11 protein-coding genes and 1 pseudogene are annotated in these 11,299 nt (G+C 51.1%); 7 read left to right on the top strand and 5 right to left on the bottom strand.

Annotated features, from left to right (window positions below; translation table 11 throughout):
- The 5 genes from Q0605_RS11385 to dnaG all read right to left on the bottom strand — a co-directional run.
- Positions 1-569: AI-2E family transporter (locus Q0605_RS11385; protein WP_298706954.1), on the bottom strand; the 569-nt coding region annotated here is incomplete at its 3' end.
- Positions 570-695: 126 nt separating this feature from the next.
- The gene (locus tag Q0605_RS11380) at positions 696-878 is read right to left on the bottom strand and encodes a hypothetical protein (RefSeq protein WP_298706953.1); all 183 of its coding nucleotides are present in this window, start codon (positions 876-878) and stop codon (positions 696-698) included.
- A 169-nt stretch (positions 879-1,047) separates the two neighbouring features.
- A complete protein-coding gene (locus Q0605_RS11375) occupies positions 1,048-1,245 on the bottom strand; it encodes a hypothetical protein (RefSeq protein ID WP_298706952.1) in 198 nt (65 codons plus the stop codon).
- A 26-nt stretch (positions 1,246-1,271) separates the two neighbouring features.
- The gene (locus Q0605_RS11370; RefSeq protein WP_298706951.1) at positions 1,272-2,255 is read right to left on the bottom strand and encodes an argininosuccinate synthase domain-containing protein; all 984 of its coding nucleotides are present in this window, start codon (positions 2,253-2,255) and stop codon (positions 1,272-1,274) included.
- A 9-nt stretch (positions 2,256-2,264) separates the two neighbouring features.
- Positions 2,265-4,376, bottom strand: a complete 2,112-nt coding sequence (dnaG, locus tag Q0605_RS11365; RefSeq protein WP_298706950.1) for a DNA primase — start codon at positions 4,374-4,376, stop codon at positions 2,265-2,267.
- Positions 4,377-4,436: 60 nt separating this feature from the next.
- Between dnaG and Q0605_RS11360 the strand changes: the two genes are divergently transcribed.
- The 7 genes and pseudogenes from Q0605_RS11360 to Q0605_RS11330 all read left to right on the top strand — a co-directional run.
- Positions 4,437-5,462 (top strand): tetratricopeptide repeat protein, encoded by a 1,026-nt coding sequence (locus Q0605_RS11360; protein WP_298051985.1) that lies wholly within the window; start codon positions 4,437-4,439, stop codon positions 5,460-5,462.
- Positions 5,440-5,862 (top strand): ribonuclease HI, encoded by a 423-nt coding sequence (gene rnhA, locus Q0605_RS11355; protein WP_298706949.1) that lies wholly within the window; start codon positions 5,440-5,442, stop codon positions 5,860-5,862. The genes Q0605_RS11360 and rnhA overlap by 23 nt, the downstream gene beginning before the upstream one ends.
- Positions 5,863-6,456: 594 nt before the next feature.
- Positions 6,457-7,119, top strand: a pseudogene (gene rnc / locus Q0605_RS11350) (ribonuclease III); the annotation flags it as partial.
- 266 nt (positions 7,120-7,385) lie between these two features.
- Positions 7,386-8,501 (top strand): chorismate synthase, encoded by a 1,116-nt coding sequence (gene aroC, locus Q0605_RS11345; protein ID WP_298706948.1) that lies wholly within the window; start codon positions 7,386-7,388, stop codon positions 8,499-8,501.
- A 129-nt stretch (positions 8,502-8,630) separates the two neighbouring features.
- A complete protein-coding gene (locus Q0605_RS11340; protein ID WP_298706947.1) occupies positions 8,631-9,977 on the top strand; it encodes a hypothetical protein in 1,347 nt (448 codons plus the stop codon).
- Complete coding sequence (locus tag Q0605_RS11335; protein WP_298706946.1) at positions 9,977-10,666, top strand: hypothetical protein; 690 nt, start codon at positions 9,977-9,979, stop codon at positions 10,664-10,666. Before Q0605_RS11340 ends, Q0605_RS11335 begins: the two co-directional genes overlap by 1 nt.
- A gap of 389 nt (positions 10,667-11,055) precedes the next feature.
- On the top strand, positions 11,056-11,299 hold a 244-nt coding region (locus Q0605_RS11330; protein WP_298706945.1), incomplete at its 3' end, for a hypothetical protein.

Below are 11,299 nucleotides of genomic sequence, written 5' to 3'. Positions count from 1 at the left end.
ATTAGTAGATATTTTTTGAGGCTGGAGGCAAATTTCTTCACGAAAGTGTGTGTAGCGCGGCTACTTTGCGAAAAATAGCGGATTTTCTCGTCGATCACGGAGCTTTCAAAGACCATAAATGAAACCATTATAAAAATGAAAAATCCCGTCGAGACTATCGAGCCTGTTTTGCGCAGTAGTGCAGATAGCTGCGCGGCGGCTTCGCTCGGATCAATGCCTAGGTTTGCGGCGTTAAGCTCTATGCCGAAGCGAGAGAGCTTCGCACTCACGCCTCCTAGCACCTCTTCAAATTTTGCTTGAAGCTCGGGCAGGCGCGCTGAAAATTCCTTGATCGCATCAAAGATGACTGCGCCGAAAAACACTATAATCGCTACGAAAGCAAAAGTGATGATGAGGAAGCTAAAAACACGCCCGACGCGGATCTTTTGGACATAAAGCACCAGCGGTGAGACGAGCACCGTGATGAAAATAGCTAGCAAAAATGGCACGACGATAGCCTGCGCGGCTTTAAGACCAGCCAGGATGATTACTACGCAGGCAACCGACATCAAGGACATTTGAAGCTTCAAGGATTCTCCTAAATTTGACATTTTCGCAGAGCTTTTACGCGAAATTTTGATGAAAGGATTTTAACTAAAATTCCATAAATTTATGACTAAAATTTTATATATTATTTCTTATCCCATAAATTTAGTTCACTTTGAATTTCTGTCTTTAATATAATAAAAATTTTCTGTAATACCTGCAAATTTTGCCAATATTTTTGTCTCATCGGAGGAGTTTAAATGTACTGGAAATGATTTTACTCCATTAGAAAGCAGCCAAATAGTACGTGTTATTCCGTCAGAAAATGAACAAGCGTATTTTGTTTCTTTCACATATTCCTTTTAAAAAACGGAATACATCTTGCTTTTATTGGTACATAATACTCATCAGAATAACAACAAACTCTAGCCAATGGCACAGGATTACCAAGACCCTGTTTAAAGCCCTCTTCTGCCCAACTATATTTGTAATCGTCTCGCCAACCATCTTCCGTTTTATTGCTTATTCTTTATCTACATCAATTTTACTATTACGCCATAATTCTAAGAATTTTATGCTATCAACAAACGCAATACCTCCAGTGTTATTTGTAAATGGGTGGCACATATATACAGATTTTTGGTTTTTAATTTTTAATTCGAAAATAACACGTTTTTCTTCAACTATAATGTTTATACCAGGAAAACGTTCAAGCTTCATATTACATTCGAATTCTTATAGGCCTATCACACAAAATACTCGCGGGCGGCATCCTTGCTCTCAAATGGGCTTGCGCTCAGCTCGCTGCCGTCTATGAGCAGGGCATAGCTGCGCGCGGCGTCCGTTTTGGCGTATGTTAGCGCCAGCCTCGCCGCAAGCTCTCTATCCGCCTCGCTAGCACCCCTGCTTAGCAGGCTTAGCGCGCCCACGATGCCATCTTTAAATTTTATCTCGCTAAATTTCGGATTTTGCACGGCGGCAAGCTTTTTGTTGTCGCTCTCATCCCGCCCGATTATTAGCTTCGCACCCTCAGGCAGGCGCAGATGACGCCCGAATTTTAAAATTTCAGCGTCCTTAGGCGTTTCGATCTTTTCAAATTTTACCGCATCCTTGATCCGCTCGCTGAAGCTTTGCACGGTCAGCAGACAGCCTCCCGCCGGCGTTTCATAATCCTCAAAGCCGAACTCTGCCGCCAGCTGCATCTGCCTAGCCCGCCCGCGCCCGCTGATGTCAAGCAACGCGCCCCTATCGACCCAGCCTTTGATCTCGGGCGTCGTGGGCGGCAGTAGCTTCGCGCACAGCGGGCGTAGGATCAGCCCCTCCTCATCGCCGCTAAGCCCGCCGACCTGAGCTAGAGCCTGCGCGCGCTGGCTCATCGGGCGCTGTCCGAGCACCTCGCCCGTGATGATGAAGCTCGCCCCTTCGCTTTGCAGCATCGCAAGCGCGGTCTTAAACATATATCCGTGGCAATCGATACAGGGGTTGAAGTGCTTGCCGTAGCCGTATTTAGGCTCGAAAAGCACCTGACGTAGATATTCGCTTCTGATATCGACGCTTTTAAAATCTGCCCCCGCGGCTGCGGCTCTGCGGCGCATGATCTCGCCCTTATCGTCCTTGCCGCTAAATCCGATATCCATATTCAGCGCGAGCACCTCGATGTCTTGCGAGACGATGAGTTTTATCGCGAGCATGGAATCAAGCCCGCCGCTAAAAAGCGCCAATGCCTTCATTTCGTTCCTTTACTTGAGTTGATTGATCTTTTTTTGATACTCCAAGATCCGCTCGATTTTGTCGGGCGCGTCGGAGTTTTTGAGCTTTTGCATCAGATCTTGCAGGGCGTTGCGGCGTAAAATTTTGCACGCGTCGTTAAAAAGCGCCGCACCGCCGATCGGCAAAATTTCATCGTCCAGCGCGAGCGCACGCAAATTTTCGCAGGCTTCGGTTTCGGCGCTTTGGGTATTTTGGACGCTTTGAGCGTTTTGAACATTTTGAGCGGCGGCTTCCATCTCGCCTTGCTTTGCGCCACTGCTTGAGCTCAGTCTCTCGCCGTTATTTGCACCCTCTTGCTTCTCGCCGCCGTTTGCGCCATGCTGCGCGGAACCTTTTAAATTTATGACACCCGCAGAGCCTTGCCTGTTAAAATTTTGCTCGCTAGAATTCTCGCCGATTTTTAAATTTACGCTCTCGCCCTGGATAAAATTTTCTCCTGCGCCGCCCGCGATGAAATTTTTAAAATTTCCGCCGCTGCGAGCGAAAGCCAAAAACGCCTCGAAAATATCGCCGTGCATACGAAAATCGCGCCGCTCTAAGCAGCCGAGCCCGAGCTGTGCCATCTCGCCATCAAGCAGCATCGATTTTATGATCTGAAGCTCCGCGATCTCCTTGCGGCGCAGTAGCGAGCGCCCGAGTCTCGCCGAAGCCGCAGGCGGCGCAGAGCTTTCGTAACGCGCCGTGTTTTGCGCGCGATTAAAATTTCCGCCGTTTAAGCTCCCGCTCGCGCCGCCCCTGCCGTCTGCGCCGTGCCCCCCGTAAGAGCCGAAATCGCGAGAGCCGAAATTCCCGCCATCGTTAAAATTTCGCCCCTCAAAGCCCGCGCCGAAATTTTTACCGCCGTCGGCGAGATTGAACGAGCTGGGCGAGACATTTAAAATTTGCGCCACTAGGCTCTGATAGGACTCGGCGAGCACGGGACCCAGCGCTGCGGTAAATTCTTTGATCTCATTTAGCGCCGCTTCTTTTTGCACGGGGCGGGCGAGGTCGTATTTTTTAGCGATTCTTCGGATCAGAAACTCCCCACTCTCCATGCCGCTAGCATAAATTTGCTCTAGCTCGCGCACCTTGCCCGCGACTATCATATCCGCAGGATCGGCACCGCCGCCGATTATAGCGACGCTTGAGTCGATCTTATTCAGACACAAAAGCCGCGCCGATTTCATCGCCGCATTGATGCCCGCAGCGTCGCCGTCGAAGCTAAGCACGACGTTAAGCTCCGCGCGCTTTATAAGCGGCAGATGAGCCGGCGTCAGCGCCGTGCCGAGCACCGCTACGGCGTTGTCGATGCCTGCTTGGTGCAGCATGATGACGTCCATGTAGCCCTCGGTGATGATGAGGGTTTTTTTGGCGATCGCGCTTTTTTTCGCAAGGTCGAATGCGTAGAAAATTTTAGATTTATCAAACAGCGCGCACTGCGGAGAATTGACGTATTTAGCGGGATTATCGCTTATCGTGCGGCCGCCGAAGCCTACGAGTTTACTTGCATGGTTGTAGATCGGAAAGGTAATGCGCTCGATGAAGCTAGCGTAAAGCCCGCGCTCGTTTTGCTTCACCGCGCCCGCATTTAGCGCGTCTTGCGGCGGAATTTCTTCGTTTTGTAAAACCCTGATCGTCTGCGCGCTAGCTCCAGCGTAGCCAAGGCCGAATTTGCGGATGCTCTGATCGCTTAAGCCACGCTCGTGCAAGTATTTTACGGCGGCGGGGTTTTGATAAAGGCAGCTTTGGTAGTAGGCGTTTAAAATCCCGAGCACCTTCTTCTCTTCGCTGCGCTCCTGGACTTTGGCACCGGTGTATTGCAGCGCGAAATTATACATCCCGGCAAGCTTTTCGACCGCTTCTGGAAAGCTTATCTTTTCGTAATCTTGGATAAATTTAATCGCGTTGCCGCCGGCCTTGCACGAAAAGCAGTGAAAAATTCCAAGCTTGGAGCTCACGCTCATGCTCGGATGCGAATCGTCGTGAAATGGGCAGACGCCTACGAAATTTGCGCCGCTGCGCTTAAGCGGGATATATTTTTCTACGACGTCTACGATATCTACGGTAGCCAGCAGATTTTCTATGCTTTCGTTTTTAATCATAAGCGAAATTATACCCGCACTTTGCTATAATTGCCCTTTATTTTTGCGACGAGGTTTGATTTGGATAATTTTTTCTTAGACGATCGCGACCCGATTTTCGGGCTTATCATGCTGATAAGCATAATCTTGCTAGTGTCGATTCTAAGCTACATCTGGGGAGTTTTTTCTAAAAAAAACGAGAGGCAGAGCTTAGAGAATTTCATCAAAAAATTTGACACCCTAGACGCGCTTAGCACCGAGCACAGACAGCTTTTGGCAAGCCCGCAAATCGACATCCCGACGCTTGGAATTTTGGCTAGCTCTTTCGTAAAAAGCGGCGACTTCGAGCGCGCGATAGAAATTTATCTAATCGCGCTAGGCAAGGCTAGCGGCGGCGTGCAGAGGGAGTTTATCCTTACCAATCTCGGTATCGTATATTTCAAAGCGGGCTTTTTAGGGCGCGCCGAAGAGGTGTTTTTGCAGGCGCTGAAGCTACGCCCCAGAAACAAAGAGGCCCTTACGCACCTTACGGTGATTTATGAGCGGCTGAAACGCTTTAATGAAGCGCTTGAGGTGCTTGACGCGCTGCGCGAACAGGATGCCGAAGTATACGCCCAAAGCCAGTTCGAGCGCGCCCAGATCATCGCAAACGACGCCAATACGCCGTTTAACAAGAAGATTGCTAAAATTTCAAAGCTAAACTTCAAAGGCGCGGGGCGGTTCTGCATGGAGCTTTTTATCAAAAACAAAGAGCCTATGGAGGGCTTTGACCGCTTCCCGCCGATCGAGCAGGCAATCGATCTGATCTATGATTTCCCTGCGGCGGTAAATACGCAGGATGCGGAGTACAATGCGCTTTTTTACGCGCTTGGAAAAAGCGATCAAAAGCCGCAGAGTGCGAGTAAAATTTTTGAGATCAACGCGCTTATGGCTATGAAAGACGCGGGCTTTGAGGACGCGGGGCTTAGCTTTAGCTACACCTGCGCGAAGTGCAAAAGCTCGGTGGGACTTTTTTCGCACCGCTGCCCGGTCTGCTACGAGCTAGGCAGCATGGAGATCAGAGCGCAAATTTCGGAGAAAACCGGTGAAATCGGTCAAACTTTTTAGCGACGGCAGCTGTCTCGGAAACCCTGGAGCGGGCGGCTGGGCTTACATACTGCAATACGGCGACGCGATAAAAAAGGCAAGCGGCGCAGAAGCGATGACGACGAATAATCAAATGGAGCTAACGGCCGCTATAATGGGGCTTAGCGCGCTTAAGCAGCCCTGCCGCGTCGAGCTTTTTACCGACAGCGAATATGTCGTTAAAGCGATAAATTCCTGGCTCGCAAAGTGGGTCGTTACCGATTTTAAGGGCAAGAAAAACGCGGATCTGTGGCGCATATACCTTGCGGCGGCGGCGCCTCACGAGATCAAGGCCTCGTGGGTCAAGGGGCACGCGGGTCATCCGCAAAACGAGGAGTGCGACGCTATGGCTCGCGCGGCGGCGGAAGCGATAAAGGGCTGAAATTCTACGGCGAAGCTCGCGGTTGCGCGGATTTAGCACGGATTTGCCCGCGTTTGCTTTGCACACAGAGCCGCTTCGGCGTAAATTTTATCGCCCGAAGCCGGTTTTAGCGAGTTTAGTTCACGCAATCGGGCTCTTGCATTTGCGACAGGTCTATTTTTGGCAAGGATTGCATTTGTGGCAATCGAGCTTCTGTGTGCTCCAACTTCGATACGCCCTATTCGTTCGCGTTTGCTCGCGCAAGCTCGCACTTATTTGTGCGTGGATTGGGTCTATGAGCGGACGAGCTTTGGCGGAAATTTCGTTAGCAGCGAGCAGGCTTTGGCGCGACTCTATTCGCGACGGTTCTGTTTTTGGCGAGGATTTAGTTTGTGACAAGTGAGCCTTAGCGCGACTTGCGTTAGAATTAGCGGCTACGTTTAAATTTTATTCGTCGCAGATCGACGCTAGCGCGTTTCATTCGGCGTTAATACAAATTTAGCGCGGGCTGTGCTTGCTCGCGTTCGTTTCGCTTGCGTAGGTTTTGTTCGCACCGGATGCCGTTTGTGTGTGAGCCGCCGCGGATTTCGTAAAATTTTATAAAAAAGGGCAAAGATGCAAAATTTAGAAAAATTACAAGAAAAACTGGGCTACAAATTTAAAAATTTAACCCACCTCAAGATCGCTCTTACGCATAAAAGCGCCAAAAACGGACATAACAACGAGAGGCTGGAATTTTTAGGCGATGCGGTGATGGATCTGATCGTGGGCGAGTATCTTTTCAAAAAATTTAGCAGTGACGAGGGCGATCTGAGCAAGCTGCGCGCCGCGCTCGTAAACGAAAGCAGCTTTTCTAAATTTGCAAAATTTTTGGGCATCGGCGAGAACCTGAATATGTCGCTGTCCGAGGAGCGCAACGGCGGACGCGAGAAGCCATCGCTGCTTTCGGACGCGTTTGAGGCGATAATGGGCGCCGTCTATCTTGAGAGCGGACTGCAAAACACCGCCCGCATCGCGACTGCAATCTTAGAAATCCTCTATCCGCGCATCAGCTTTAACGAGCTCGTTAAAGACTACAAAACCGCGCTACAAGAGCTCACGCAGGCAAAATTCGGCGTCACTCCCGAATACGTCCTTTTAGGCTCGAGCGGCCCCGATCACAAAAAAAGCTTCGAAATGGCGGCGCTCGTAGGGGGCAGGCGGCTCTCATCCGCCGTGGGAGCGAGCAAAAAAGAGGCCGAGCAAAAATGCGCGCAAATCGCGCTCGAGCTTTTACAAAACGGCACCTCGCACGGCACTAGCGCAACAAGTGGCGAGCAAACAGCATGCGATAGCGACGCACAAAGCGGCGCAAACCGCACTCAGAACGGCAAAAAAGGCTCACAAGGCGGCAGCGGACGAGCGCGGGGCAGCACAAAGAGCGATCGCGCCGGCGTATCGGGCGGCACGCTGAGTGCTAAAAAAACCAATGAGCGAAACAAAAACGCCGAACAAAGCGGGCGCGATACGAATAAACAAAGCGGCGGCGACCAAGGAGACGCGCTATGAATACCTTCGGCGAGAGATTGCGCCTTAGCACCTTCGGCGAGAGCCACGGCACGGCGATAGGCGGCGTTTTGGACGGCTTTCCGGCGGGCGTGGAGATCGAGATTTCAAAAATACAAAGCGAGCTTGACCGCCGCAAACCGGGCGGCAAATACGCTACGCCGCGCAAAGAAGCCGACGAGATCGAAATTTTAAGCGGGATTTTTGACGGTCGCAGCACCGGCGCGCCGATCGGATTTATCATCCGCAACGCAAACCAGCACTCGAAGGACTACGAAAATCTCAAGGATATTTTCCGCCCCGCTCACGCCGATTTTACATATTTTGCCAAATACGGACTGCGCGATTACCGAGGCGGCGGACGGGCAAGTGCGCGCGAAACCGCCGTGCGCGTGGCTGTAGGGGCGTTCGCGCAAATCCTGCTAAATCACTTTAAAATTTCCGTAAAAAGCGGAATTTGCGGCGTGGGCGAAATTTACGCCAAAGATTTAAATTTTGATTTTGCGCAAAATAGCGAAATTTTCGCGCTCGATCCCGCTGCGGAGAGCGCGCAGAAGGAGCTAATCCTAAGCGTCAAAAATGCGGGCGATAGCATCGGCGGCTGCGTGCTGACGCACGTTACCGGCGTGCCTGCGGGGCTCGGCGAGCCGCTGTATGGTAAGCTAGATGCGGCGCTTGCGGGCGCGATGATGGGCATAAACGGCGTAAAGGCCGTGCAGATCGGCGCCGGAGTGAAGGCAAGCACGCTAAAAGGCAGCGAGAACAACGATTTCATGGGCGCTAGCAAAAATTTGATCCGCACCAACGGCGGTAAGATCGGCGCAAATTTCGCAAGCAACAACGCAGGCGGGATCTTAGGCGGCATAAGTAGCGGCGCACCTATCGAGATCACGACTCATTTTAAGCCCACTCCGAGCATTTTCATGGCGCAGCACAGCGTGGACGTGCGCGGCGCAGACGCGGTCTGCGAGCTGCGCGGGCGACACGATCCGTGTATCGCCGTGCGCGGCAGCGTCGTAGCCACCGCGATGGCGCGGCTGGCGATCGCCGATGCGCTACTGCTAAACGCGAGCGCGACGCTGGGGAATTTAAAGCGAATTTACGGCGAGGATTAAATTTAGACGAGCGCCCTTAAATTTTGCGAAATTTCATGAAATTTCAAGTGCCGAGCGATGAAATCCCCGCGAGCGGGGCTGGCAAATTTTAAATTTACGCGGTAGGGCTATCGCGACAAGGAGGGCAAAATGAGACTTGAGCGTATCGGTGAGGACTCGGCGCTGATCGCGCGCATAGAGGCGATCAACGTCGCAGCGTTCCCCGAAATCGAGCGCATCAGCATAAAAAATTTCTTAAAAATGTCGCGCAAAGGACAGCTTGAAATCGCGGCGATATTCGAGAATTTTACTGCTCTGGTCACTGGCGGCGCGTCTGATAAGCATTACGCGGCGACAGGCGAAAATTTATGCGCGCCAAAACAAGATTTTTGCGCGGCAAAGCGGGATTGCGGCGAAGCGAGCCAAGATCGCGATGCTGCGAGTAAAAATTTCGATGCGAGCGACTGCGGCGCGGTAGAATTAGCCTCTTTAAGTTCCGAAAATCGCGGCGCGGCGGATAAAAAATCTAATGCGACGTGTGAAAAATCCAGCTCGGAAAGTAAAAATCGCGGCGCGACGAGCGAAAATTACGGCTCTGCGGGTAATTGCGCCACGGCGGCGCAAAATTTAAGCGGCGAGGAGCTGGTGGGATTTTGCGTCTATAGGACCGAGCAAACCTACAAGCGCGCGGTTTTGCACCACAAACAACCGCCGCCTTGCCTAAATGCGGATAAAATTTTAAGATCCAAAGCCCATAGCGGCGCGGAATTCGCTTGCGATGCGGGATCTTTCGGTACTGCGAGCGACGAAATTTCAAACTACGTTACGAGCAATGAAATTTCAGATTTAAGCGCTAGCGACGGGGTTTTGGGCGCGGGCGCGGATCAATGGCTAGCGAGCGAAAATATAAAACGTGCGGACGACGATTTAAAGCAGGCGAGTGCGGGAGAAATACTATGCCGCGGTGTCGCGACAGATAAAATTTCAAATGTGAGCGTGCACGGCGAAATTTCACCGAGCGCTACGGAGAGAGAAATTTCATCCTATGCCGCAAAGGGAAAGATTTTGTGCTACGATGAGAGCGGGATTTCGCGTCGCGATGCGAGTGAAATTTCAAGCGGCGGAGAGAGCGAGATTTTTTACGTGGCCTACCTCGGCATCGATGCGAAATTTCGTGGGCTGGGGATCGGATCAAGGCTACTCGCGCTCATCGTCACGCAAAATCCGCGCGCGCAAATCGTCCTTGACGTCGAGCCGCCGCACGAGGACGCGCCCAATCTCGCGCAGCGCCTGCGCCGCATAGAATTCTACGGCAGGCACGGCTTTCGGCGCTGCGGTAAGTTTTTCAACTATGCAGGTCTAAGCTTCGAGATCCTTGCCAAGCCGCCGCTAAGCGCGCCGCAGCAGGGATTTGGCGTAGCGAGCTTCGTGAAATTTATCGGCGCGGGCAATAAATTTAGATTTAAAATCACCGACGCGCCGCTATATAAAAACTGATGCAAAAGCCCGAATTCAGCCTCATCTGCGACGATACGTTTTATAGAATTTTCTCCGCCTCTATCCTTGCGTTTTTTTGCATTTTTATCTCTTTGGACATCGGCGGATCGGGGGAGCTATTTTACACGGACAGCCCGCTACGCTCGCAGCGAGCCAAGCCCAGCCTGACGATCGTTTTTTTGTTTTTGGCGTTACTTTATCTGCGAAGCGGTAGCAAAGAGACGGCGCGCGTGGAATTTGACGAGCTTAAAATATCCTTTCGCAGAGGGCTAGACAAATACGATCTTATGCTTGGATGCGTCGATCTGATAGAGCCGTCGTTTGGCTTCGTGCGGACGTTTCGCGTGCCGTTTATAAGCTACGAGCGGTTTTTGAAACTGCAAGAAATTTTAAAATTCTTGCTTCTTTTTGCATACGCCGCGGGCGTGTTTTTGACGATCAAATTCGGCTTTGCCGAGGCTGCGATCTATGCAGCGGCGGGCATTTTTGCGATTTTGATCGCTTCAAAGCTCGTCGTCGCGCGAAGACTAGACGGACGAGCGGGGCTACGACTGCGCGATTGCTTACTACTGCGCGGGAGGGACGATACGGGCGCGGCGGTATTTTTTTGCATCCGTCCTAGCCGCGCCGAGCGCGAAGCTTTACGTATATATTTTTTGAAAAATTTCAGCTACGACATTAAGGCGTAAAATTTTTCGGTTTTCAGCGTAAAATTTAGACCCGCTAGATGTCCGGATAAAGCTAAACGTAAACGAAGCGCAAAGGCGGATGCCGCGCGAGTATTTCGCGGCGAGATTGGGGCTTGATTTCGAGCAAAATTCTGCCCGCGGCAATCGCAGATGAGATCACTCGGCACCCGAAGTAATCCTCGAAGTAGTCGCAGACAAGCTCGCTCTGTGTGTCTGAAAAGCCCCATAATTAGTTGCAAAGATTCACATTGTCCGTCCGCTTAACGAGGATGATCGCCGCTCGTCGCAACTCGCCTCGCCGCAAGCGCCTCGGCAAATACCCCGCATCTTTAAACGCACCGAAAGCTAGACGACGATAAAATACGAAAATCATACCGAAAAGGAATTTTATGCGAGACTATGACAAAGAGCCGATCAAAATCATAGATAGGGCGGTTTATTTCCAAGCAAATAGCCTATTTATCGCCTTAATATCTTTTTATGCTCTGTATATATCCGACACTACAGCCATCAATCTCTTAAAATTTAACAGCAAAGATTCGCTCCTGCTCCTTATAGCCACAGTTTTATTTATCGCACAAATACAATGGTATGTAAAGTGCAGGCGTAAAATTTCATATTTTGAGTTTTTTA

Origin of the sequence: uncultured Campylobacter sp. (genome assembly GCF_938017705.1) — a bacterium.
Lineage (GTDB): Bacteria > Campylobacterota > Campylobacteria > Campylobacterales > Campylobacteraceae > Campylobacter_B.
Note: the sequence above shows the minus strand (reverse complement) of the source record. Positions and strands in the feature narration are given on the sequence as shown.

What these genes read in the sequence shown, in the direction of transcription:
- Q0605_RS11370 (WP_298706951.1), bottom strand. Translation starts at nt 2,255, where the DNA reads ATGAAGGCATTGGCGCTTTTTAGCGGCGGGCTTGATTCCATGCTCGCG.
- Q0605_RS11340 (WP_298706947.1), top strand. Translation starts at nt 8,631, where the DNA reads ATGAGACTTGAGCGTATCGGTGAGGACTCGGCGCTGATCGCGCGCATA.
- Q0605_RS11335 (WP_298706946.1), top strand. Translation starts at nt 9,977, where the DNA reads ATGCAAAAGCCCGAATTCAGCCTCATCTGCGACGATACGTTTTATAGA.
- dnaG (WP_298706950.1), bottom strand. Translation starts at nt 4,376, where the DNA reads ATGATTAAAAACGAAAGCATAGAAAATCTGCTGGCTACCGTAGATATC.
- Q0605_RS11375 (WP_298706952.1), bottom strand. Translation starts at nt 1,245, where the DNA reads ATGAAGCTTGAACGTTTTCCTGGTATAAACATTATAGTTGAAGAAAAA.
- aroC (WP_298706948.1), top strand. Translation starts at nt 7,386, where the DNA reads ATGAATACCTTCGGCGAGAGATTGCGCCTTAGCACCTTCGGCGAGAGC.